The 24191-nt window shown below is 63.8% G+C and carries 22 protein-coding genes and 1 tRNA gene; 9 read left to right on the forward strand and 14 right to left on the reverse strand.

Annotated elements, in window-relative coordinates; all coding sequences use genetic code 11:
* The first annotated feature begins 50 nt into the window (after positions 1-50).
* Positions 51-977, forward strand: coding sequence for a transaldolase (gene tal, locus P5703_RS12980; protein ID WP_279641953.1), 927 nt, complete (start codon positions 51-53; stop codon positions 975-977).
* Positions 978-984: 7 nt separating this feature from the next.
* Here tal and rssC read toward each other — a convergent pair whose 3' ends face one another.
* Both rssC and rssB read right to left on the reverse strand, forming a co-directional pair.
* Positions 985-1467, reverse strand: coding sequence for an anti-sigma factor antagonist RssC (gene rssC, locus P5703_RS12985; protein ID WP_011912820.1), 483 nt, complete (start codon positions 1465-1467; stop codon positions 985-987).
* The gene (gene rssB, locus P5703_RS12990; RefSeq protein WP_013982430.1) at positions 1464-2648 is read right to left on the reverse strand and encodes a two-component system response regulator RssB; all 1185 of its coding nucleotides are present in this window, start codon (positions 2646-2648) and stop codon (positions 1464-1466) included. Before rssB ends, rssC begins: the two co-directional genes overlap by 4 nt.
* 193 nt (positions 2649-2841) lie before the next feature.
* Here rssB and P5703_RS12995 point away from each other — a divergent pair, with 193 nt between their 5' ends.
* Positions 2842-3141 carry a PilZ domain-containing protein gene (locus P5703_RS12995; protein WP_013982429.1) on the forward strand — a complete coding sequence of 100 codons (300 nt, stop codon included), beginning with the start codon at positions 2842-2844 and terminating at the stop codon, positions 3139-3141.
* A gap of 46 nt (positions 3142-3187) precedes the next feature.
* On the opposite strand, the gene P5703_RS13000 is transcribed toward P5703_RS12995, so the two are convergent.
* Complete coding sequence (locus P5703_RS13000; RefSeq protein WP_019405843.1) at positions 3188-3889, reverse strand: MlaA family lipoprotein; 702 nt, start codon at positions 3887-3889, stop codon at positions 3188-3190.
* Between the two features lie 214 nt (positions 3890-4103).
* Between P5703_RS13000 and P5703_RS13005 the strand changes: the two genes are divergently transcribed.
* Entirely contained in the window at positions 4104-4370 is a 267-nt protein-coding gene (locus tag P5703_RS13005) for a DUF4404 family protein (protein WP_013982427.1), read from the forward strand.
* Positions 4371-4406: 36 nt separating this feature from the next.
* Here P5703_RS13005 and queF read toward each other — a convergent pair whose 3' ends face one another.
* The 8 genes from queF to P5703_RS13045 form a co-directional block, all read right to left on the reverse strand.
* Positions 4407-5237: an NADPH-dependent 7-cyano-7-deazaguanine reductase QueF gene (gene queF / locus P5703_RS13010; protein ID WP_084904100.1), complete on the reverse strand. Its 831-nt coding sequence runs from the start codon at positions 5235-5237 to the stop codon at positions 4407-4409.
* 93 nt (positions 5238-5330) lie between these two features.
* Positions 5331-6110 (reverse strand): ABC transporter permease, encoded by a 780-nt coding sequence (locus P5703_RS13015; protein WP_011912814.1) that lies wholly within the window; start codon positions 6108-6110, stop codon positions 5331-5333.
* The gene (locus P5703_RS13020; protein WP_013982425.1) at positions 6107-7036 is read right to left on the reverse strand and encodes an ABC transporter ATP-binding protein; all 930 of its coding nucleotides are present in this window, start codon (positions 7034-7036) and stop codon (positions 6107-6109) included. The genes P5703_RS13015 and P5703_RS13020 overlap by 4 nt, the downstream gene beginning before the upstream one ends.
* Positions 7037-7121: 85 nt before the next feature.
* Entirely contained in the window at positions 7122-8120 is a 999-nt protein-coding gene (locus P5703_RS13025; protein WP_279641952.1) for a succinylglutamate desuccinylase, read from the reverse strand.
* Positions 8121-8132: 12 nt separating this feature from the next.
* Positions 8133-8414: a hypothetical protein gene (locus P5703_RS13030; protein WP_011912811.1), complete on the reverse strand. Its 282-nt coding sequence runs from the start codon at positions 8412-8414 to the stop codon at positions 8133-8135.
* A 58-nt stretch (positions 8415-8472) separates the two neighbouring features.
* Positions 8473-9693, reverse strand: coding sequence for an aspartate aminotransferase family protein (locus P5703_RS13035; RefSeq protein WP_017245727.1), 1221 nt, complete (start codon positions 9691-9693; stop codon positions 8473-8475).
* Positions 9694-9834: 141 nt separating this feature from the next.
* A complete protein-coding gene (locus P5703_RS13040) occupies positions 9835-10524 on the reverse strand; it encodes a crotonase/enoyl-CoA hydratase family protein (RefSeq protein WP_013982422.1) in 690 nt (229 codons plus the stop codon).
* A gap of 129 nt (positions 10525-10653) precedes the next feature.
* The gene (locus tag P5703_RS13045) at positions 10654-11940 is read right to left on the reverse strand and encodes an HD-GYP domain-containing protein (protein ID WP_106443447.1); all 1287 of its coding nucleotides are present in this window, start codon (positions 11938-11940) and stop codon (positions 10654-10656) included.
* Between the two features lie 202 nt (positions 11941-12142).
* Here P5703_RS13045 and P5703_RS13050 point away from each other — a divergent pair.
* Together P5703_RS13050 and P5703_RS13055 are read left to right on the forward strand one after the other, a co-directional pair.
* Positions 12143-12232: transfer RNA gene (locus P5703_RS13050), tRNA-Ser, on the forward strand.
* A gap of 182 nt (positions 12233-12414) precedes the next feature.
* Positions 12415-12843, forward strand: coding sequence for a DUF1810 domain-containing protein (locus P5703_RS13055; protein ID WP_279641951.1), 429 nt, complete (start codon positions 12415-12417; stop codon positions 12841-12843).
* A 20-nt stretch (positions 12844-12863) separates the two neighbouring features.
* Here the strand turns inward: P5703_RS13055 and P5703_RS13060 are convergent, their stop codons facing one another.
* Positions 12864-13376, reverse strand: a complete 513-nt coding sequence (locus P5703_RS13060; RefSeq protein ID WP_048329495.1) for a hypothetical protein — start codon at positions 13374-13376, stop codon at positions 12864-12866.
* Between the two features lie 359 nt (positions 13377-13735).
* On the opposite strand from P5703_RS13060, the gene P5703_RS13065 reads away from it, so the two are divergent.
* The 3 genes from P5703_RS13065 to P5703_RS13075 all read left to right on the forward strand — a co-directional run bounded on the left by P5703_RS13065 (position 13736) and on the right by P5703_RS13075 (position 17916).
* Complete coding sequence (locus P5703_RS13065) at positions 13736-14092, forward strand: rhodanese-like domain-containing protein (RefSeq protein ID WP_019405836.1); 357 nt, start codon at positions 13736-13738, stop codon at positions 14090-14092.
* A 127-nt stretch (positions 14093-14219) separates the two neighbouring features.
* Complete coding sequence (locus P5703_RS13070; protein ID WP_285587312.1) at positions 14220-15359, forward strand: mechanosensitive ion channel family protein; 1140 nt, start codon at positions 14220-14222, stop codon at positions 15357-15359.
* Between the two features lie 112 nt (positions 15360-15471).
* Entirely contained in the window at positions 15472-17916 is a 2445-nt protein-coding gene (locus P5703_RS13075) for an acyl-CoA dehydrogenase (RefSeq protein WP_020308105.1), read from the forward strand.
* A 125-nt stretch (positions 17917-18041) separates the two neighbouring features.
* Here the strand turns inward: P5703_RS13075 and P5703_RS13080 are convergent, their stop codons facing one another.
* Positions 18042-19643, reverse strand: a complete 1602-nt coding sequence (locus P5703_RS13080; RefSeq protein ID WP_020308106.1) for an ATP-binding protein — start codon at positions 19641-19643, stop codon at positions 18042-18044.
* Positions 19644-19654: 11 nt separating this feature from the next.
* The gene (locus P5703_RS13085; protein WP_011912800.1) at positions 19655-20371 is read right to left on the reverse strand and encodes a winged helix-turn-helix domain-containing protein; all 717 of its coding nucleotides are present in this window, start codon (positions 20369-20371) and stop codon (positions 19655-19657) included.
* A 700-nt stretch (positions 20372-21071) separates the two neighbouring features.
* Here P5703_RS13085 and P5703_RS13090 point away from each other — a divergent pair.
* Positions 21072-23951 carry a ribonucleoside-diphosphate reductase subunit alpha gene (locus tag P5703_RS13090; RefSeq protein WP_279641949.1) on the forward strand — a complete coding sequence of 960 codons (2880 nt, stop codon included), beginning with the start codon at positions 21072-21074 and terminating at the stop codon, positions 23949-23951.
* The last annotated feature ends 240 nt before the right edge of the window (positions 23952-24191 follow it).

Raw genomic sequence — 24191 nt, forward strand, 5'->3', positions numbered from 1 at the left:
GACGGGCTCGGGTAAGGTCATGCCACTCACAGGACGGAGCCCTCCTTTATATGACTTCCAAGCTGGAACAACTCAAGCAGTTCACCACCGTTGTCGCCGATACCGGCGATATCGACGCCATTGCCCGCCTGAAGCCCGTGGATGCGACTACTAATCCGTCGCTGCTGCTCAAGGCCGCGGCCATGCCGCGCTACGCCGAGCATCTCGGCAACGCGATGAAGCAATGCCAGGGCGATATCGGCCTGGCCTGCGACCTGTTCGCGGTCGCTGTCGGCAAGCAGATCCTCGAACTCATCCCCGGACGCATTTCCACCGAGGTCGACGCGCGCCTTTCCTTCGACACCCAGGCCATGGTCCAGCGCGGCGAGCGCCTGATCGGTCTGTACGAGCAGGCCGGCATCAGCCGCGAGCGCGTGCTGATCAAGATCGCGTCCACCTGGGAAGGCATCCGCGCCGCCGAGCAACTCGAAAAGGCCGGCATCCAGACCAACCTCACTCTGCTGTTCTCCTTCACCCAGGCGGTGGCCTGTGCCGAGGCCGGCGTGTTTCTGATCTCCCCCTTTGTCGGCCGCATCTACGACTGGTACAAGAAGCATGAAGGCCGCGACTATCAGGGCGCGGAAGATCCGGGCGTGCAGTCGGTCAGCCGCATCTACGACTACTACAAGACGCACGGCTACAAGACGGTGGTGATGGGCGCGAGCTTCCGCAACATTGGCCAGATCGAGGCGCTGGCTGGCTGCGACCGGCTGACCATCAGCCCGGATCTGCTCGGCCAGCTCGCCGAAGCCAGCGGCACGCTGGAGCGCAAGCTGGAGCCGGGCCGCGCATCCGAGCCGCGCATCAGCCTGGATGAGAAGAGCTTCCGCTGGGGGCTGAACGAGGATGCGATGGCGACCGAAAAACTCGCCGAAGGCATCCGTCAGTTCGCAAGGGATCAGGAGAAGCTCGAGGCGCTACTGGCGGAACTGGCCTGAGCTCCGCTCAGGAGCGCTCCAGCGCGGTGACGAGGTCATGGAAGGCCTCGCGGTTGGATTCGTTGAGGCTCATCAGGATACGGTGAGCCTCCAGCACCTTGGCCTTCACCACGTCCTCGGACTGGTCCTGCGAAGGCAGGTCGGCCAGACACTCCGGGCACGGCAGCGGCGTGTCGACGATGTTGAACACCTGATCGAAGCCCATCGACTGCAGCAGTCGAGTGATGTCCGGATGGGTGGTGACCAGGGTCGGCAACATGCCGACCTTCTGCCGCGACAGGATCGACAGCTTGGCCAGCAGGCCCAGCGTGGTGCTGTCGATGCTTCGGCTCTCGGTCAGATCGATGACGATGGAAGAGAAATTCAGCGACGAGAAGATCTTCTCGATCGTCGCATCCAGCGCCGAACAGAGCGTCAAACGGATCTCACCAATGAACTTCAGAACAAAGGTGCCATCCATCTCGGCGAACTGGATTCTACCAGTACTCATGCAAGGTTCCTGCTCAACACCAGCAAGGCGATATCGTCGGGCATGTCAGCCAGTTCGGCCAACCCGAAGACTCGACGTAAACCGTCCAGCGTGCCACCGGCGTCCGAGATCAGACCGGGCAACGCAGACTCTTTTTCTTTGAGTGTCTCGCCAGGCAAAAGGTCCAGAATGCCATCGGAGAGCAAGGTCAGGCTGAAAGTCTCCGGCAGCTTCAGCTCGAAATCCTGATAGGTCGCTTCGACGAACAGGCCGACCGGCAGACCGCGTCCTTCCAGGTAGTGGGCGCCCTCGCCCGTATAGAGCACCGGCATCGGCAGATGGCCACCGATGCTGTAGTGCAGCACGTCACGCTCCTGGTCGATCACCCCACCCAGCATGGTCACGTGCTTGCCCAGCTTGCAGTTGATCAGCCCGCGGTTGATATGGTCGAGCACTTCCGAGGGCTTGAACTCGCGCAGCGTACCGCCGCGGCGCGACTCGTATAGCAGGCGGGTGGTCATGAACTTGAGCAGCACGGTGACGAATGCCGACGACGCACCGTGGCCGGACACGTCGGCCAGATAGAAGCCGATGCGGCGCTCGTCCACACGGAAGTAGTCGACGAAGTCGCCGGACAGGTACAGCGAGGGGATGATCTGGTGGGCAAAATCGAAGCCATCAACGCTCCAGGGCGTTACCGGCAGCATGTTCATCTGAACCTGGCGCCCGGCGTCCTGATCTTCCTGCAAGAGATGCAGGCTGGCCTGCAGGTCGCGGTTGGCGGTCTCCAGTTGCTCCCGATAGCGACGATTCTCCAGGCGCAGACGAGAGCGATCCAGCGCGCGGCGAACCGAGTGTTCGAGCATCGCCAGATCTTCGAGCGGCTTGATCAGATAGTCGGCTGCGCCCAAACGCAACGCCTCCACGGCATCGCTCATAACACCGGCACCGGAGACCACGATGACCGGCAGGTCGATCTGGCGCTCACTGATCTGGCGGATCAATTCCAGGCCGTCCATCTGCGGCATGCGCAGGTCGCAGATCACGAGGTCGGGCTGCTCGGATTCGAAGAGCTCCATACCCTGCGGCCCATTGGCGGCCTGCAGCACACGGAAACCACTGTCATCCAGATAGGCAGCCAGGCTGGCTCGAACCACATCGTCGTCGTCTATGATCAGCAGCGTCGCGCTTGGTTTATGCATGTTCCTACCAGGCGGTGTCGCCAGGATGGTTGGCGAATACATTGGCCCGGCGTGATGCGGGGCATAGGTTCGATTCAAGGCGCAGACGGTACTCCCATACGATCGGGGTTTCAAGCCGACCGGCAGGCGCCTTTACAGGTCGAATTGAGGGGCGCTATAAGAATCCCGCTAGCCATATATAAAAGGTAGAACCATGAGCCAGAAAGACCGCGATTACAGCGAAAAACGCGATTTCATCCGGATGCAGATCGAAACCACCGTCGCGCTGGAACATGGCGACACAAAACTGAGCGGCGTCTGCATCGACCTTTCCAGCACCGGCATGCAGATCCTGGCCAGGACGAACCTGAGCATGGGCGACAAGCTGCGTGTGCTGATCCCTTCCGAGCACAGCGAGCTCAAGGGGCTGGATGCGCAGACCGAAGTAGTGCGCATCAGCCAGCTCGACGATGGCCGTCAGAGCCTGGGCCTGGCCATTCTTTCCATGTCCTGACCCCACTGCCCCGCTCCGGCATTGGCCGCAGTAACTGCGGCCAATATCAGAAATCGTCCTCGACCTCGCCGTCCTTAACCCGGAACTCGCGGTTCTGCAGGTAGGCGTTGCGCACGAAGATGTAGCGATCGCCACGAATCATCTTTTCCGCCGACAGCAGGCTGGCACGCGTATCCACTAGATCCACGCCGCGCGTCACGTTGCGCGTAGGCACGTGACTCATGTGCGGATAGGGCTCGAGGAAGGCATCGGGCACGCGGCCGATCGCATCGCGCACGGTGCTCGGCCCCAGCAACGGCAGCACCACATATGGCCCACTGTCCACCCCCCAGGCGCCCAGGGTCTGGCCGAAATCCTCGTCGTTCTTGTGCAGCCCCATGCGGGTCGCCACATCGAAGAAGCCGAGCACGCCGAAGGTGGTGTTGAACAGAATGCGACTGGTGTCGATACCGGCATCGCGGACCTTGCCCTGCAACAGATCGTTGGTCAGCACGATCACATCGCCGAGATTGCTGAACACGTTACCGATGCCGTCTTCGACGAACTCCGGGGTCACCTTCTGATAGCCCTTGGCCAAAGGCTTGAGCGTGTAGGTGTCGACGGTATCGTTGAAGCGGAACACCGCGCGGTTGACGCCTTCCCACGGATCTTCTTCGGCGGCCAGCGCAGGGGCTGCCGCAAGCATGGCGGCGGCAGCGACGAAACTGGCCTTGAGCACGGCGATCCAGGCCGTTGCGATCTTGGGCATTGCTTTTATCTCCCTAGGTTTTTGGTGCATGCGGCGCACCGACGCAGACCGCGCAGTATAGAGCGAACACCCGTTTTGCGGCAGTCAGCCGGACACGCGGCCTGCCCTGCCCCCGCCCACCGATGCAAAGGCACGACAACGCCAGGCCGCTGGTTTAACCTTCGGGTATCGAGGCTTTTACCCGTCGCCCGTAAACCCATGAGAGGGAAGCAAAATGCCGGAACATGATCTGCAGTCGCAGCTCGAAGAACTGCGTAGTCAACTGGCCCAGGACACGCCGCTGACCGATGAGGAGCGCGCTTCGTTGCAGGCGATCGCTCAGGATATCGAAGCGCGACTGGCGACCGAGGGCACGACCGAATACAACGACTCGCTGGTGGATGGCGTCAACCTCGCGGTCGAACGCTTCGAGGTCAGCCACCCGGGCATGGCCATGACCCTGCGCAACATCATGCAGACCCTGGCCAATATGGGCATCTGAAAACCACTCGCGGGTCGCGCCATGCGACCCGCTGCGTCACTGGCGCACCAGGCGGCGGTTGTCCACCACCAGCGCCTCGGTGCTGCGGTACGGGTTGATATCCAGCCCGCCACGGCGCACATAGCGCGCGTAGACGGTGAGCTTCTCGGGCCGCAGCAGACGCTGCAGGTCCAGGAAGATGCGCTCCACGCACTGCTCGTGGAAATCGGCGTGCTGGCGAAAGCTCACCAGATAGGCCAGCAGACTCTCCGGCAGCAGCGCCGCACCGCGATACTCCACCACCACACTGCCCCAGTCCGGCTGGCCGGTGACCGGGCAGTTGGATTTGAGCAGGTGGCTGTGCAGTGATTCCTCGACCACCCGACCGGCATCGCAGGTCAGCAGCTCGGGCCGCGGATGGTCATAGTCCTGAATGGCGACATCCAGTTCGTCGATGCAACGCCCTGGCAGCGTCGCGACGCCATCGGCGGTGACTTCGTCCAGCGTGCGCAGGCGCACCCTGACCGGCTTGCCGGCAGCGGCCGACAGATCGCCGGTCATCACTTCCAGCAGCGCGTCCCGTGATTCGAACACCGATTGGTTCAGCGAATTGAGGTAGAGCTTGAACGACTTGGACTCGATGATGTTCGGCGAGTCCGCCGGAATCTCGAATTCGCCGATCGCCACCACCGGCTTGCCGGACGGCAGCAGCCAGGACAGCTCGTAGCAATTCCACAGATCCACGCCCTGATAGGGCAGCGTTTCTGCAGTCAGCCCGAGCTCGGCCCACTTCGGCGCACGCGGAATCGGGAACAGCAGCCCCGGGCTGTAGGTGGCGACGTAGTCGCTGGACTTGCCCAGCGGAGAATGTTCGGCGGGATGCTGCATCGGAAGGGAACCTGAACGGAAAACGCCGCGAAGTTTAGCGCTTCGCGGCGTTCTTTTCAGCGCCATCGACGCTGCGGGCGGACGAAGCGACTGTTATTGCCTCATGCCTCGCCCACTCTTGAGCAGGTGCACGGATACCAGATAGAGCACCGCCACCGCTACCAGCATGAAGCTGATCGCAACCCCGATGCGGATATCCGAAACGCCGAGAATGCCGTAGCGGAAGGCATTGACCATGTGCAGCACCGGGTTGGCCAGCGACAGCGTCTGCCAGAACGGCGACAGCAGATTGATCGAATAGAACACACCGCCCAGGTAGGTCAGCGGCGTCAGCACGAACGTCGGGATGATCGAGATATCGTCGAAGTTGCGCGCGAACACGGCGTTGATGAAGCCGCCCAGGGCGAAGATGCTCGCGGTCAGGGTGATGACCAGCACCGTCACGCCGAGATGGTGCACCTGCAGCGAAGTGAAGAACATCGACAGCAGCGTGACGATCACCGCCACCGCCAGCCCGCGGGTGATCCCGCCCAGGGCGAAACCGATGACAATGACGTGCGGCGACACCGGCGAGACCAGCAGTTCCTCGATGGAGCGCTGAAACTTGGTGCTGAAGAAGCTCGATACCACGTTGCTGTAGGAGTTTGTGATCACCGACATCATGATCAGCCCCGGCACGATGTAGTCCATGTAGCTGAAGCCATCCATGTCACCGATCCGCGCGCCGATCAGGCTGCCGAAGATGACGAAGTACAGCACCATGGTGATCGCCGGGGGCAGCAGCGTCTGTGGCCAGATGCGCGTGTACCGACGGATCTCGCGCTGCACGATGGTCTGCAGCGCGACCAGGTTGGGACGCAGTTCGCCGCTCATGACTTCACCTTTAGGTTGTTCTCCACCAGCGACACGAACAGCTCCTCCAGCCGGTTGGTCTTGTTGCGCAGGCTCAGCACCTCGATGCCTTGGGCGCCGAGCAGACGGAACAGCTCGGTGACACCCTGGCTTTTCTCCACCTGCACTTCGAGGGTGTGATGGTCGATCAGCCGCGACGGATAGTTGCCCAGCTCAGGCGCCACCAGTTGCGACTCCTTGAGATCGAGCAGGAAGGTTTCCACGTGCAGCTGCTTGAGCAGCTCGCGCATGCTGGTGTTCTTGACGATCTGGCCGTGATCGATGATGCCGATGTTGCGGCACAGCTGCTCGGCCTCTTCCAGGTAGTGGGTGGTGAGGATGATGGTGATCCCCTCGCGGTTGAGTTCGGTGAGGAACGACCACATCGACCTGCGCAGCTCGATGTCCACGCCGGCGGTGGGCTCGTCGAGAATCAACAGGCGCGGCTGATGGATCAGCGCCCGGGCGATCATCAGACGACGCTTCATGCCGCCGGAGAGCATGCGCGAGGACACGTCACGCTTGTCCCACAGGCCCAACTGGTTGAGGTAGCGCTCGGCGCGCTCCTTGGCGATCTTCGCCGGAATGCCGTAATACCCGGCCTGGGTGACCAGAATGTCGAAGGCCTTCTCGAACTGGTTGAAGTTGAACTCCTGCGGCACCACGCCCAGGCAGCGCTTGAGCCCGGACGGGTCGCGATCCAGGTCGTGGCCGAACACGTTAACCGTGCCGCCACTCTTGTTCACCAAGGTCGAAAGGATGCCGATGGTGGTGGACTTGCCGGCGCCATTGGGGCCGAGCAACGCGAAGAAGTCGCCTTCGGCGACATCGAGATCGATGCCCTTGAGGGCCTGGAAGCCGTTGCCGTAGGTCTTGGTCAACTGCCGGATGGACAGAGCAGTACTCATAAGAAGGTGCACACAACGCAGGAGGAGTGAAGCTAGATAAGGGCGCGAGCAGCCAATTGCAACCGCGCATTTCCCGGCGCGGGTATCACTGCCCTGCCTCGAGCCGCTCCAGCGGCACAACGATCAGCGCCGCACGCTGGCCTTCGGCGACATCGGCCATGGGAAACAGAATGCGGGCGCCCGGTTCGTCGACCACCCAGCGCGCCGCCTCATCCTCGGCCAGCAAGCTGCCGAACGGCAGCGGCGTGAAGTTCTCGATATCCGGCGGCAGACACAGCCGGAACCGCGGGCTGCGCTTGATGATCTCGCGGGAAATCTGCAGCAGCTGCAGCTCGGCCCCGGAACCGACCGGCAGCGTTCGCCCCTCGATCATTGCGATCAATCCGGTTTCGAACGCCAGCACGGCAGGGTGCACGGCCTCCACCCCGCTTTCGGCGAGTTCGAGGGTGAAGGCCTCGGCGCCATGTCGCATGGCAGTCAGCGCGGTGAAGGTGGACGTGGCCTGACGCTGCAGCAGGACGCCATTGATGGCCAGCCCCTGCAGCCGGGCCAGCGCCTCGGGGGGTGCCTGTTGGTCTTCGCGCCAGGGACAGATGGCGAACTGGGGCAGGCGCGACGGACGCATCGCCGAGTGCAGATCATAGTGCCGGCGCTGGCGCCCGGAACCACCGAAGAAGCTGCTGACCAATGCTTCCAGCTCCACCGCACGAATGGCCTCGCTGCCCCAGACATCGGCATGCGCGCCCCGGAACAGGCGATTGAGGTCATGGTCGACCTGCCGCAGCGTCCGCCGCATCGCCGCCGGGTTGGCGAACAGCAGCAACAGGCGTGCAAGGGGCCTGATCTCGCCACGGGCGAGCGCTCGGATCAGGTGATCCAGCACATGGATGGGGATGAGTTCGTTGCCATGAACGCCTGCAGAGATCAGCAGGTCGAGGCCAAGGTCGGTGCTGGCGGGCGGAGAAACGAGCAGCGCGCCCTCGGCCAGCCAGTGCAGCTTCACCCCATGCGGGGTGAGCTGGATCTTCTCGCAGGGCTCACGGCCGGCGAGGGTCAGCTCCAGCAGCTTGCCGAGGGCGAGCATGCCGGGCCGCGGTCAATGGTTGCAGTCGGGGCCGTGGACGTGCTCGTCGTCATCGGCCTCGACCGGCTCCATTTCCAGCTGCAGGCTGACCAGGTTGGTCGCCAGCGGGCGCAGCACCAGATTGGCGTATTCGGTATCGCCATCTTCGACATCCACGCCGATCATCAGCTGACCGTTGCCGACCTGTTGAATCCATACCTCGCGCCCCTGCCAGACGACCGCGAAGCGGGTGCAGGAGGTTTCCAGTTGGGTTCCGTCGACGTCTTCCAGAACCAGTTGCAGGCTATCGCTCATTGAGTGTGCTCTCGTTTGGTAGAGGCGCGATGCCCTTTTCGGCACCGCGCAGGATTGATCAGGCCTGGGTCAGCGTCGCGATGGCGCGCTCGAAACGATCCAGCCCCTCGTCTATGTCAGCTTCGTCGATGATCAGACTCGGCGCCAGGCGAACCACGTCCGGCCCTGCCTGCAGCACCATCAGCGCCTCCTTCTCCGCCGCGGCCCAGAATGCACCGGCCTTGCCTTTCCAGGCATCCGAGAGCACGCAGCCGATCAACAGGCCACGGCCGCGGACCTGGCTGAACACGCCGTAGCGCTCACCGATCTGCAACAGCCGGGCCTTGAAGCGCTCGTGGCGGGCCTTGACGCCCTCCAGCACCTCCGGCGTGTTGACGATATCCAGCACCGTCTCGGCCACCGCGCAGGCCAGCGGATTGCCGCCGTACGTGGTGCCGTGGGTACCGACGCTGAAATGGGCGGCGATCTCGTTGGTGGTCAGCATCGCACCGATCGGGAAGCCGCCACCCAGGCTCTTGGCGTTGGTCAGAATGTCCGGCGTGACGCCATAGTGCATGTAGGCGAACAGCTCACCGGTACGGCCCAGACCGGTCTGCACCTCATCGAAGATCAGCAGCGCGTTGTGCTCGTTGCACAGCTGGCGTGCACCTTCCAGGTACGCCTGCTCGCCCGGCAGGATGCCGCTCTCGCCCTGGATCGGTTCGAGCACCACGGCACAGGTCTTGTCGGAGATCGCCGCCTTCAGCGCTTCGAGGTCGTTGTAAGGCACGTGAGTGATGCCTTCGATCTTCGGCCCGAAGCCATCGGAGTACTTCGACTGCCCGCCCACCGTGACGGTGAACAGGGTGCGGCCGTGAAAGCTGTTGAGCGCCGAGATGATCTCGAATTTCTGCGGGCCGTACACATCATGGGCGTAGCGACGGGCCAGTTTGAACGCCGCCTCGTTGGCCTCTGCACCGGAATTGCAGAAGAAGGCGCGGTCGGCGAAGGTCGCCGCCACCAGCTTCTTGGCCAGGCGCAGCGCCGGCTCGTTGGTATAGATGTTGGAGATATGCCAGAGCTTGCCAGCCTGCTCCGTCAGTGCCGCGATCATGGCCGGATGGGCATGGCCCAGGGCGTTGACCGCGATGCCGCCAGCGAAGTCCACCAGTTCTCGACCGCTCTGATCCCATACTCGCGAGCCCAGACCACGCACCGGCACGAAGGCGGCGGGGGCGAAAGTGGGAACAATGACCTGGTCGAAATCGGCGCGTTCTACCGGGGTGTGCGGGGCGGACATCGGGGCTCTCCTGCGAGGCGACACTGAATGAGAAATGAAAACGCCCCGCCATCGGCGGGGCGTCACTTGCGCAGTGTAAACGCAGGGCCGGCCCTCGTGCGCACTCGAACGGAAATTCTCTCGCGCAGTGGGCCTGCCGGGTCAGCCGAAGTGCTGCTGATCCAGGGCGATCGCCTGGTCCAGCGTCTCCAGCAGCGCCTTGCGCACTTTCAGCTTGGTGTTCTTGTGCGCCACCATGTTGATCTTTTTCAGCTGCTCGGCAGCCGCCTTGGCCACCGCCAGCAGCTCACCGGCTGGCACTACCTTGTCGAGGAAGCCGGCATCCACTGCGCCTGCCGGGTCGAACATCTCGCCATTGATCACCGAGCGATGGAATGCCGACTTGCGCAGGCGATCACGTGCCAGCTCGATACCAGCGTGGTGCATGGTCATGCCGATCTGCACCTCGTTGAGGCCGATATGGAAAGGGCCCTCGACCCCGATGCGGTAATCCGACGACAAGAGCAGGAAGGCGCCCTTCGCGATGGCGTGCCCCGGGCAGGCGACGATGATCGGGAATGGATGCGCCAGCATGCGGCGGGAGAAGGTCGAGCCGGTGGCGACCAGTGCCATGGCATTCTGCGGGCTAGAGGTCATGACCTTGAGGTCGTAGCCACCGGAAAGGATGCCGGGCTGGCCGGTGAGGATGACGATGGCCCGGTCCTGCTCGGCGCGATCCAGCGCCGCATTGAGCGCCTCGAATACCGCAGGCGAGAGCGCGTTGACCTTGCCGTTGCAGAGCGTCAGCGTGGCGACGCCGTCTTCGAATTGGTAGGAGACCAGCTCAGTCATGACGAGATTCCTTGTTCTTGAAGTGCGCAGACGTTACCCAGCACCCGGGTTCAGGTAAAGCACGATGACCGACCGGCCGGTCACGCTTTGCGCCTGGAAACGGCGGCGCAGGCGGTCGGATGCCAGGGCTCAGGCGTCCAGTTCGAAGTCGGCCAGGGCCTGCGGATGCAGAATCGACTGCAACTCCGGATCGGCGATATGCAAACCGAAGGAGCCATCGGGCAGCCCACCGCAGATGCGATAAGGCGTGCCCTCCTCGTCCACGGTGATCCGCGCCAGGTCCAGATAACGCGGCGTGCAGCGCTGCTTTGCCGCATCGCGCAGCACCACGACCCGCGGGCGCAGCTGCAGCTGCTCGTGCTTTTCGACCACCACCGCCACTTCGCCGGTGTGCAGTTCGACCAGCGTGCCGACCGGGAAGGCGCCGAGCCAACGGATGAATTCGCGCACCAGCTCCTCGTCGAATTGCCGGCCACTGGCGCTGCGCAGGATCTCGAACGCCGACTGCACCGGTCGCGCGTAATCGTAGGCGCGATGACTGGTGATGGCATCGAACGCATCGACGATGGTGATGATGCGCGTCATGTAGGGAATCTGTGACGGCCCGGAGCCAAGCGGATAGCCAGTGCCATCGAGCCGTTCGTGATGACCGTAGGCGGCCTGCAGCGCCACCTGAGGTATGCCCGGCTGCGCCTGTAGCGCCTCCAGCCCGAACGCCGGATGGCGCTTGATCAGATCGAATTCCTCGGCGCTGAGTTTGCCCGGCTTGTTGAGAATCTCGGGATCGATGCGCATCTTGCCAACGTCATGCAGCAGTCCGGCCATGCCCAGCAGCTGCAGCTTGTCATCCGCCAGGCCGAGGTGATTGCCGAATCCCATCGCCATGATCGAAACGGACAGGCAGTGCAGGCTGGTATACAGGTCCTTGCTCTTCAGCCGGATCAGCCAGAGCATCGCGCTTTCATTGCGCAGCATGCTCGCCAGGTTGCGCTTGACCACGCCATGGCAGGCCCGCGTGTCGATCACTCGGCCATGCTGCACGTCGGCGAGAACCTGTTCGATCAGCTCAGAGCCGTCCCGATAAGCCGCGCGAGCCTCTTCTATCTCGCTGGCCAGTGGCTGCTGCGGCCGCTGCGGGGTCTTGCGTTCGCGCGGCGCCACGGCGGCGGGTGCGCCGTGCTGTAACCGAACCCGCCGCGTATCGTCGACATACACATACAGGCAGCACTCGCGCACGGCACGCATCTCGTCGGGCGTGAGCAGTGGAAATCCCTGAAAGGCGAAATTCGTTTCGCTCCATGGACGGTCCAGCTCACAGACGAACATGCCCAGTTCCAAGTTGGCCACCGCCACCCGACGTCGGGTAGGCACCACCAAGGTATCGGGATGGTTGTCTGACTCGCTTGTCAGTCTCATGGGACAGCCGCGCTCCATTCGCTTGCCTTCAACATAACCCAAGCGAACGCCGAGGTTGCAACTCAGTCTAGCGGAACGTGCAGCCCATCACCCGAGCGAAGCGGATTTGTTAAGCGCATGAATAAGTTAAAAAAGTTTTTGCCAAAGGCCATTCGTTCGATTACATTAGCGCGCCTCGACGGACATGAACCTCCGTCGATCCGGTGAGGTGTCCGAGCGGTTGAAGGAGCACGCCTGGAAAGTGTGTATACGAGAAATCGTATCGAGGGTTCGAATCCCTCCCTCACCGCCAGATCGAAGAAAAGCCCCTGACTTCCAAGAAGTCAGGGGCTTTTTCGTTTCGGGGTGCCTGTCGTCATGGCTGCCTCGCACTCAATGACTGGCGACCACCCCGCCGCATGTCCAGCAGCCGTTGCCAGTCCCCGCCACCTGTAGCATGTTCAAGGCGTTGCTTCACGACGGGATGCCTTGCCCATGAACGACCCATTTGATCTGCAGCGCTTTGTCGATGCCCAGCGCGACCACTACGAACAGGCGCTGCAGGAGCTGCGCGCCGGGCGAAAACGGACGCACTGGATGTGGTACGTATTCCCGCAACTGCATGGGCTGGGCCGTAGCGCCATGGCGCAGCGCTACGCCATTTCCGGGCGGGACGAAGCCCTCGCCTATCTGCAACACCCTTTGCTCGGGCCCCGCCTGCAGGCCTGCACCCAAGCTATGCTCGAACACCGGGCCACCAGCGCGCACCGGATTCTGGGCAGCCCGGACGATCTCAAGTTCCACTCCTGCATGACCTTGTTCGCCCGGACCGCGCAGCAGCCAACCTTGTTCGAAGACGCCCTGCAGGCCTTTTTCGACGGTCAGCCGGACAGGGCGACGCTGGAACGCCTGGACGGCTGCTGATCAGGAAGCGTCAGCACCGATCAAGGTTGCCCGGCCGCACCGCCAGTCGGGCCACCGGTCGCCGCACCGCCACTGCTGGATCCGGCAGCACCGTTACCGTCATCTGTTCCCAATCCACCCGGCGGGGTGACGCCGCCCGGGCTGGCGTTTCCATTGGCACCACCTGGCGTGCCCGGAGTCTGGGTTGCGCCGGGTGCAGGGGCAGTCCCGGCACCACCACTGGGCTGCTGCATATTGTCCTGGGCGCTGGGCAAGCCGGTCCCGGCCGGCGGGTTGGCGGTACCTGGAACGTTCGGCTGCGGATTGATCGCATCGCTCTGCACGCCGCCGCGATTGATGCCCTGCGTCTGATTCTGCGAGGCATCCGACTCGCGGATTCGGTTGATATCCCGGCCGATCTGCTGGCGATTGTCCTCCAAATCGGCGCCCATCTGATCACGCTCCTGCTGCAGCGTCATGTCCTGCTGCTGGGCGAAGGCGGCGGTGGATGCGGCACTGAGCAGCACCAACAGCGATAGCATTGGCTTGTTCATCGGTAGCCCTCCAGTTCTGTCTACTCATGGAAGACAACCTGAGGATGCGCTTGGCTCCCTTCTTCAGCCCGATTGCTGGTGTGGAACTTGCTTGCATCTTTCCGCCAGGGCCGAATGATCAGCGCGTCTCGTTTTCGCGGAGAGCTTTCTGGAAACCGCGGGCCGCGTGCCGTCTCAGCCATCGCGACAAGGCGACAATCCGCTACACAAAAGAATAAAAGGCCATGTCATGCTCAAGCAGAAGAAATTTCGTGAGGCGACACTGATCGTGATCGCCACGGCAGTGATCCTGATCCTGCCAAACCTGTCCCGCATATTCAGCTGAGCGCGCCCCACAGCGCGCCGCGAGGAGTCCGATAATGCGCGCTCTCACCCTACTGCTGCTCGGCGCTCTCGGCTTCGGCGCCAACGCCGGCGAGATCGACCAGGCCGCCGCCCTCAAGCTCCTGCAGCAACCGGAAACCGTGCTGATCGATGTTCGAACCGCGGACGAGTTCGCCGAAGGCGCCCTGCCCGGCGCGGTTCGCATCGAGACGCCGGACCTGGCCCGACACATCGGTGCCCTGGCGCCCGCCAAAGACACGCCCATCGTCGTCTATTGCCGTAGCGGCCGACGCTCTTCGGCCGCCCAGGACGTTCTCGAGGGGCTCGGCTACAGCCGCGTCGTCAACGCCGGCGCCTACGAAACGCTCGCCCCGGCGTTCAGCCCCGACTGATCCTGCTCTCACGCCGCACTAGGCACCCACCTTCGGCAGACCACCGACAAGGGAACTTCTGCGCAGCGAGGACCACTGAAAAACGTGGTCTTCGCCGCATTCATGCGCACCCTTACCGGAGGATTGGATGAACTGGGACGCCCTGCTAAACGAGACTTTCTGGATCAACCTGGCCATCGTGCTGGGCATCACCATCGCCAGCTTTCTGGTCCTGCGCACCATTCTAGGCATCGTGACCCGACGCCTGAGCAAGCTGGCGACCGGAGCGAAGACCAAGTTTCTCGGCATCGCAGCTGAACTGCTTTCGCGCACCAGCAACCTGCTGATCCTGGCTTTCTCACTGCTCATCGCCCTGAAGACGGTCGAATTGTCGCCACGCTGGGAATCGACCATGTCCCATGGCTGGTTCATCGCCCTGGCGTTCCAGATCGCCCTGTGGATGGATACCGGCGTGCGCCTGTGGATGGAGAGCCTGACCCGCGACGGCAAGGCGCGTAATCCGGTGACCACGACTATCATCGGCATCATGATCCGCATCGTGGTCTGGACCATGATGCTGCTGTCGATCCTGGCCAACCTGGGCGTCGACATCACCGCCATGATCGCCAGCCTCGGCGTCGGCGGTATCGCCATCGCGCTGGCCGTGCAGACGCTGCTCAGCGACATCTTCGCCTCGCTGTCCATCGGCGTGGACAAGCCCTTCGAGATCGGCGACTTCGTGGTGTTCGGCGAGGTGGCCGGCAACATTGAGCATATCGGCCTGAAGACCACCCGCATCCGCGCCCTGAGCGGCGAGCAGGTGGTGATCGCCAACGCCGACCTGCTGCGCCAGATCGTGCACAACTACAAGCGCATGAACACGCGGCGGATCGTCTTCAAGTTCGGCATCACCTACAACACGCCGACAGAGAAGGTGAAGGAAGTCGCCGCCCTGGTGAAACGCATCATCGAGGGCATCGAGGTGGCCAAGTTCGATCGCGCGCATTTCCTGGGGTTCGACGACAGCCAGCTGACCTTCGAAGTCGTCTACATCATGCAGGTATCGGACTACAACCGGTACATGGACACCCAGCAGGCGATCAACCTGGCTCTGCTCGAAGGTCTGCGCGAAATGGACGTGCAGTTCGCCTTCCCGACCCGCAGCGTCGAGTTCATTGGCGGGCGACTGCCCGAGGTCAGCGTGGCCGGTGTGCCGCAGGAGAAAGCGGCCAACCAGCCCGCCGGCGATGCCGAAAGCCAACCGCGCGGGATCCAGCCCAGCACCTGATGAATCACCCGCCGCAGGCCGACGGCCTGCGGCGACACCGCGTCCCACGCCCGCTCGGCCGCGAGCGCCTATGCTGAAGACGGAAGCATTTCACCCATAAAGGACAAGACTCATGACGCTGCTCTGGCTGTTGGTACTCCTGCTCGGCATCGCCGTGCTCGCCCACCTGCGCGTAGCGCCCCGGCTGGCACTGGCGATCGTCGCCACCTACCTGATCTTCATGACCGCGGCGGAAACCTCCGGGGTGGTGGTGCTCCTGCTCTGGCTGGTGCTGATCGCCGTGGCCGTGCCACTGCTCGTCGCCGATGTGCGCCTGCGCTATTTCAGCGGCCCTATGTTCGACTGGTTCAAGAAAGTCCTACCGCCGATTTCCGCCACCGAGCGCGACGCCATCGACGCCGGCACCGTCTGGTGGGATGGCGAGCTGTTCAGCGGCCGCCCGGATTGGGACACCCTGCTCGGCTATCCGAAGGCCCGTCTTACGAATGAAGAACAGGCCTTTCTCGACGGCCCAACCGAAACCCTCTGTGCGCTGGCCAGCGAATGGGACATCGCCCAACGGATGGACCTGCCGCCCGCCGCCTGGGACTACATCAAGGCCGAAGGCTTCTTTGCCCTGATCATCCCCAAGGAATATGGCGGCAAGGGCTTCTCCGCCTATGCCCATTCGCAGATCGTGATGAAGCTAGCCACCCGCAGCGGCGACCTTGCCAGCACCGTGATGGTGCCCAACTCCCTCGGCCCGGCCGAGTTGCTGATGCACTACGGCACCGAGGAGCAACGCAACCACTACCTGCCACGCCTGGCCAACGGCACCGACATCCCCTGCTTCGCCCTCACCGGCCCCTACGCCGGGAGCGATGCGGGCGCCATGAACGACAGCGGCGTGATCTGCCGCGGCCAATGGCAAGGCGAGGAAGTGCTCGGCCTGCGCCTGAACTGGGAGAAGCGCTACATCACCCTCGGCCCGGTGGCGACGCTGCTCGGCGTGGCCTTCAAGACCTACGACCCGGACCACCTGCTGGGCGATGAAGAAGAGCTCGGCATCAGCCTGGCACTGATCCCCACCGACACGCCCGGCGTTGAGATCGGCCGTCGCCATCTGCCACTGGGCGCAGCCTTCATGAATGGGCCGAATTGGGGCAAGGACGTCTTCGTGCCACTGGAAGCCATCATCGGCGGCCGCGACATGATCGGCAAAGGCTGGATGATGCTGATGAACTGCCTGTCGGTCGGCCGCTCGATCTCCCTGCCGGCGACCGGCACCAGCGCCGCCAAGGTCTGCAGCTACGTGAGCGGTCGCTATGCACAGGTCCGCGAGCAGTTCAACGTGCCGCTCGCCGCCTTCGAAGGCATCCAGGAACCGCTGGCGCGCATCGGCGGCAACGCCTGGCTGATGGACGCGGCACGTATCCTCACCGCCAACGCCGTCGACCTGGGCGAAAAGCCCTCGGTGCTGTCGGCCATTCTCAAGTACCACCTCACCGAACGCGGCCGCGCCTGCATCACCGACGCCATGGATATCCACGGCGGCAAGGGCATCATCCTCGGCCCGAACAACTACCTCGGGCGGATGTGGCTGTCGGCGCCGATCTCCATCACCGTGGAAGGTGCCAATATCCTCTCGCGCAACCTGATGATCTTCGGTCAGGGCGCGATCCGCTGCCATCCGTTCGTGCTGCGGGAAATGGAGCTGGTCCATGAGCCGGACCGCGACGCCGCGGTGAACAAGTTCGACGACCTGCTGATGCAGCACATCGGCTTCGCCGTCAGCAACACGGCCAGCACCCTGCTGCTGGGCCTGAGCTTCGGCCTGATGGGGCGAGTGCCCGGCACCGCCGTGACGCAGCCCTACTTCCGCGCGCTCAACCGCATCGCCGCAGCCTTCGCCATGCTGGCCGATCTGTCGATGATGCTGCTGGGCGGCGAGCTCAAGCGTCGCGAACGGCTGTCCGCGCGCCTGGGCGACGTGCTCAGTCATCTCTACCTCGCCTCGGCTGCGCTCAAGCAGTTCCACGACCTCGGCCACCCGGCCGAACAGGAGCCGCTGCTGCGCTGGGCGCTGGAGGACTGCCTGGAGAAAGCCGAAAGCGCGCTGCAGGAAGTGCTGGCCAACTTCCCCAACCGCATTCTCGGGCACCTGCTGCATGCCCTGGTGTTCCCCTTCGGTGCACGGCACAAGGGGCCGTCCGACGCGCTGGATGCCGAAGTCGCCGCTCTGCTCGGCCGCCCCGAGGGCGATCCGGCGCTGGAGCGCATCCTCGACGGCATGTATCGCCCGCAGGACCCCGAGCAGCCTCTGGGCGCGCTGAAGCATGCCTTCGACGCCCTGGCCGCCAGCCAGGGTGCGGCGAAGAAGCTGGCCAGGGCGATGAAAGGCGGCACGCTGCGACCGTTGCCGGGCGAACATCCGATCGATGCAGCGCTGACCGCCGGCGCGCTCGATCCGGCCGAAGCCGAACAGCTGCGCATGGCCGAGCTGGCGCGCCGCAAGGTGATCGACGTGGATGACTTCGCCAAGGAAGAGCTGACGCTGGATGAAGGCCGGATTCGTTGATGGAGATTGGGGCGCGGGCACTACGTAGCATTCGCGTAGGGTGGGCTTCAGCCCACCAGCCCTCGCCCTCGCCACAGCTTCCAGCGGGCTGAAGCCCGCCCTGCCACAGCTGTGGGAACGTCAGCTCAATCCACGTGCTGTCGCGGCCAGACCAGACTGAAACGCGCGCCACCGAGCTCGCTGTGCCCGACCTGGGAACGGCCGCCATGCCAGTAGATGATGCGTCGCACGATGGACAGGCCCAGCCCATGCCCGCCCGACGCACGGGTGCGGCTGTCGTCCAGACGCAGGAATGGCGTGAAGACCTTTTCCCAGTCCGCTTCCGGCACACCGGGGCCGTCGTCGTCCACATCCAGCCGCGCCGTTTGCCCGTTGATGACGAAGCTGACCCGTACCTGTCGCTCGGCATGGCGCATGGCATTGGTGATGAGGTTGCTCAGCGCGCGGCGCAGGTATTGAGGCTCGGCATCGGCCCAACCGCTGCCGTCTTCGGCGACCACGCACTCGCCGCGATCGACGCTGATATCCGGGCGCAAGGGGGCCAGTTCGCCGATCACCTGATCGACCAGCGCCCCCAGCTCCACCTGCTGGAAACTCAGGTTCGGCGAACCGCGCTCCAGCCGTGAATACACCAGCATCTCGTCCACTAGCGCATCGAGGTCATCGATGTCGCCATCCATGCCGGCCAGGTACTTCTGCCTCGCCTCGTCGGTCTGGGCCTCGGCGGTCATCTCCAGGCCGAAGCGCAGGCGCGCGACGGGAGTGCGCAGCTCGTGGGCGACGGCGCTGACCATCTCCCGCTGTACTGCCAGCAAGCGCTGCAGATGCTTGGCCATGCCATTGAAGGCCGCCGCCAGTCGGCCCACCGAGTCGGTGCCGACATCCGGCACGCGGGTTTCCAGATTGCCCGCCGCGATGCGCGTGGCTGCGCTTTCCAGCACGCTCAGGCGCTGCTCGAGCTGGCGCACCAGCAGATAGACCGTCAGGCCGATCAGCGACAGCCCGAGCACACCGATCAGTACCAGCAGCTGCGGCGGATAGGGATTCATCTGATGCAGCGGGCCGAGCTGCATGATCCAGCGCGTACCGGCGATGGCGGCGAACACGCGCACGGCATCACCGCCGCGGGCCAGGGCCATCACGGTATCGCCTTCGTCCAGGCGTCTGCGCTGATCGTCGTCGAGGTTGGCATTGTCGCGGGTCAGCAGCTCCAGATCGAAGCCGAAGCCGCGCGCCTGCTTCAGCTCGGCGAGCCGCCTGGGCTGCTCCGCTTCGGGATAGCGGATCAGCTCGTCGATCAGCAGATAGATGGTGGCGCGCGCCAGCTGCTCGCTCAGCTGCTCCACCTCGCCGGTGAGCACCAGCCGATCGCGGGCGCTGACCAGGCTGAATACCGTGGTGCTGCGCGGCCGGATCTGCTCGACCAGCACCTGCCCGCGTAGAAGGCGCGCCTCCAGCCGGCTATCCAGGCTGACATCGTCCAGCGTCCGTACCCGCAGCGGAATGCCCAGCAGCCGCCCCCAGAGGTTGGCGGCCTGGCGCCGCTCGACGGGCGTCATGCTGCTCATGTTGTGCGCCATCAGGCGGAAGGTGCCGCTGGCCAGGCGCTCGCGGTGATCGTCGGCGCGAAACTGGTTGAGCAGATGCAGCCCGCCGGCGCCGAGCAGCGCGACCAGCACCAGCACGCCGAGCATGCCGCCGTAGATGCGCAGGAAGATCGAATTCATGGAGAACGGCGCTACACCAGCGCCGCAGCCGCTTCGGAAACGAACAGATAGCCCTTGCCGCGCACCGTCTTGATCAGCCTGGGGTGATCCGGGTCATCGCCGATCTTCGGGCGGATACGCGAAATGCGCACATCGATGGAGCGGTCCTGGCCGTCGTATTCGATGCCGCGCAACTGGGCGAAGATTTCTTCACGGGAGAGGATGCGCCCGGGGTTGGACGTGAGCAGCCAGAGCAGATCGAACTCGGCGCCGGTCAGCTCGATCTGGTGTTCGCGCAACCAGGCCTCGCGCAGGGCGCTGTCGATCACCAGCGGGCCGAACTGCAGGCGCTTGGCGCTGGCCGGCACTTCCGCCTCTCGGCGCCGCAACAGGGCGCGGATGCGCGCCAGCAGCAGCCGCGGCCGCACCGGCTTGCAGACGTAATCGTCGGCGCCGGTTTCCAGCCCCAGCACCTGATCGAGATCATCGGCCCGCGCGGTGAGCATGAGGATCGGCCCATCGTAGCGGTCGCGCACCCGTCGGCAGATAGACAGGCCGTCTTCGCCGGGCAGCATCAGATCGAGCACCACCAGGTCCGGACGCTCCTCGATGATGCGCTCGACCGCACAGGCGCCGTCCGACTCGATCGACACCTCGAAGCCGCCATTGCCGTGCAGATACTCCTGCGTCAGCTCGGCCAGTCGCCGATCGTCCTCGACGATGAGAATACGCCACGTCTCTTGTTCCATCCCCGCCCCCTGTCTACGCGTCAGGCCACAAACCGAACAGCGCGCATTGTACCTAACGCCTGCCCGCGCACGATGCACAAAAAACGTGCAGGGGCAAACACAACATCTAGTGTCGGCCCAATCCGTGAAAATGCGCCCGGCGGTGCGTATTTCGTCGGCTTTCGCGCAGGCGCCGAAGCCATGCGGGCTGTGGCCGGGCGCTGTGCTTTAACCCACAAAGGGCTCACACCTTATCCACAGCTTATCCCCGGAGGCGGTCTTGCATTGGCCCCGAGCCAGCATTATCTTGTCGCCTCTGCGCGTCTCAGCCCCTAGATGTTGGGTTCTGGCACGCGAAACGACACAAGTGAAGAAATATCGAGCCGGGCGCGCAGCCCTCCTCCCGATCAGTTCTGCAACATTGTTCGGCGCCTCAGGTCAAGCGCAACAGCAAGACCGCAAGGCCGCCATGACGACTTCAAGCCCGGATCTAGTAGCTGTGCTCGGAGCCACGACAAAACACAACATATTGTGTTGACAGTTCCTCCATCCTGATTATCCTTCCGGACACCGACTCCGCCAGCGAATGGCCAGGGTCACGTTTTCCTTGCGACACACATGCGCCCGCCATGCGGGGCATGGCTTATGCAACAGACAACGCCGTGCTCAATCGAGCCCGCAGACAGATAGAACCGCGACCAGAAGAGAATCCGGAGCCCCCATGCAAAACCAATCCACTCGCGAGAACCCGCTATCAGCCGATGCACCGGATCTGGCGGCTACCGCCCCGGGCCAGCTGCGCGTGATCAAGCGCAACGGCACTGTCGTCCCCTATACCGATGACAAGATCACCGTCGCCATCACCAAGGCCTTCCTCGCAGTAGAAGGCGGCACCGCCGCCGCTTCGTCGCGCATCCACGACACCGTCGCGCGCCTGACCGAGCAGGTCACCGCCACTTTCAAGCGTCGCATGCCGTCCGGCGGCACCATTCATATCGAAGAAATCCAGGACCAGGTCGAACTGGCCCTGATGCGTGCCGGCGAGCAGAAGGTTGCCCGTGACTACGTGATCTACCGTGAAGCCCAGGCCAACAAGCGCAAGGCCAGCGCCGGCAGCGACATCGCCCAGCCGCACCCGAGCATCCGCATCACCACCGCCGGCGGTGAACTGCAGCCGCTGGACATGGGCCGCCTGCAAACCATCATCAAGGAAGCCTGCGAAGGCCTGGCCGAGGTCGACAGCGCCCTGATCGAGCGCGAAACCCTGAAGAACCTCTACGACGGCGTGGCCGAGAAGGACGTCAACACCGCCCTGGTGATGACCGCCCGCACCCTGGTCGAGCGTGAGCCGAACTACAGCCAGGTCACCGCGCGTCTGCTGATGGACACCCTGCGTGCCGAAGCCCTGGGCTTCCTCGGCGTAGCCGAGTCCGCCACTCACCACGAGATGGCCGATCTCTACGCCAAGGCCCTGCCGGCCTACATCGAGAAAGGCGTCGAGTTCGAACTGCTCGATTCCAAGCTCAAGAGCTACGACCTGGCCAAGCTGGGCGCCGCGCTCAACCATGAGCGTGACCAGCAGTTCACTTACCTCGGCCTGCAGACCCTGTACGACCGCTACTTCATCCACAAGGACAACGTCCGCTTCGAGCTGCCGCAGATCTTCTTCATGCGCGTCGCCATGGGCCTGGCCATCGAGGAAGAGCAGAAAGAAGCCCGCGCCATCGAGTTCTACAACCTGTTGTCGTCCTTCGACTACATGGCCTCGACGCCGACCCTGTTCAACGCCGGCACCCTGCGTCCGCAGCTGTCCTCGTGCTACCTGACCACCGTGCCGGACGACCTGGGCGGCATCTACGACGCCATCCGCGACAACGCCCTGCTCTCCAAATTCGCCGGCGGCCTGGGCAACGACTGGACCCCGGTGCGCGCGCTGGGCGCCTACATCAAGGGCACCAACGGCAAGTCCCAGGGCGTCGTGCCCTTCCTCAAGGTGGTCAATGACACCGCCGTGGCGGTCAACCAGGGCGGCAAGCGCAAGGGCGCGGTCTGCGCGTACCTGGAAACCTGGCACCTGGACATCGAGGAATTCCTCGAACTGCGCAAGAACACCGGCGACGACCGTCGCCGCACCCACGACATGAACACCGCCAACTGGATTCCCGACCTGTTCATGAAGCGCGTGTTCGACGATGGCCCCTGGACCCTGTTCTCCCCGAGCGACGTGCCGGACCTGCACGACCTCACCGGCAAGGCCTTCGAGGAGCGCTACGAGTACTACGAGGAGCTGACCAAGTACGGCAAGCTCAAGCTGTTCAAGACCATCCAGGCCAAAGACCTGTGGCGCAAAATGCTCTCGATGCTGTTCGAGACCGGCCACCCGTGGCTGACCTTCAAAGACCCGTGCAACCTGCGCAGCCCGCAGCAGCACGTCGGCGTGGTTCACAGCTCCAACCTGTGCACCGAGATCACCCTGAACACCAACAAGGACGAGATCGCCGTCTGCAACCTGGGCTCGATCAACCTGGTCAACCACATCGTCGACGGCAAGCTGGATTCGGCCAAGCTGGAGCGCACCGTGCGCACCGCTGTGCGCATGCTCGATAACGTCATCGACATCAACTACTACAGCGTGCCGCAGGCGCAGAACGCCAACTTCAAACACCGCCCGGTGGGTCTGGGCATCATGGGCTTCCAGGACGCACTGTACCTGCAGCACATCGCCTACGGCTCCGATGCCGCCATCGACTTCGCCGACCAGTCCATGGAAGCCATCAGCTACTACGCCATCCAGGCCTCCTGCGACCTGGCCGACGAGCGCGGCGCCTACTCCAGCTTCGACGGCTCGCTGTGGTCCAAGGGCATCCTGCCGCTGGATTCCCAGCAGATCCTCATCGAGGCCCGTGGCCAGAAGTACATCGATGTCGACCTGTCCGAATCGCTGGACTGGGCGCCGATCCGCGAGCGCGTGAAGAAAGGCATCCGCAACTCCAACATCATGGCCATCGCCCCGACCGCGACCATCTCCAACATCGTTGGCGTGTCGCAGTCCATCGAGCCGACGTACCAGAACCTGTACGTCAAATCGAACCTGTCCGGCGAGTTCACCGTGATCAACCCGTACCTGGTCCACGACCTCAAGGCCCGCGGCCTGTGGGACCCGGTGATGGTCAACGACCTCAAGTACTACGACGGCTCCGTACAGCAGATCGAGCGCATCCCGCAGGATCTGAAAGACCTGTACGCCACCGCCTTCGAAGTGGAGACCCGCTGGATCGTCGACGCCGCCAGCCGCCGCCAGAAGTGGATCGACCAGGCCCAGTCGCTGAACCTCTACATCGCCGGCGCCTCGGGCAAGAAGCTCGACGTGACCTACCGCATGGCCTGGTACCGTGGCCTGAAAACCACCTACTACCTCCGTGCCCTGGCCGCGACCAGCACCGAGAAGTCCACCATCAACACCGGCAAGCTGAACGCCGTGTCCAGTGGTGGCAGCGAGGCGGCGAACTCCGCCAGCGCCGCGCCGGCTGCAGAGCCGAAGCCGGCTCCGGTGCCGCTGGCGTGTTCCATCGATAACCCCGACTGCGAAGCCTGCCAGTAACAAAGGGAGGCGGACGCATCTGGACGGCGATCGCCGCGTTGCCTGCCGAGCCGGACCCCATCACGTACAACTGTACGCTCAGGGGTTCCGACTCGACAGGCGCCTTGCGCTCACTCGCCCAGCTCCGCCCTCGCACCGAGTGGTGCTGATTCGTAGGGTGGATGCCGCTTTGCGCATCCACCCTGCCCCCACTCCCACGGTCAGGAATGACCAACAATTCCGCGCTTTTGCGTGCAAACC

Source organism: Stutzerimonas sp. FeSN7, assembly GCF_030263795.1.
Classification (GTDB): domain Bacteria; phylum Pseudomonadota; class Gammaproteobacteria; order Pseudomonadales; family Pseudomonadaceae; genus Stutzerimonas; species Stutzerimonas stutzeri.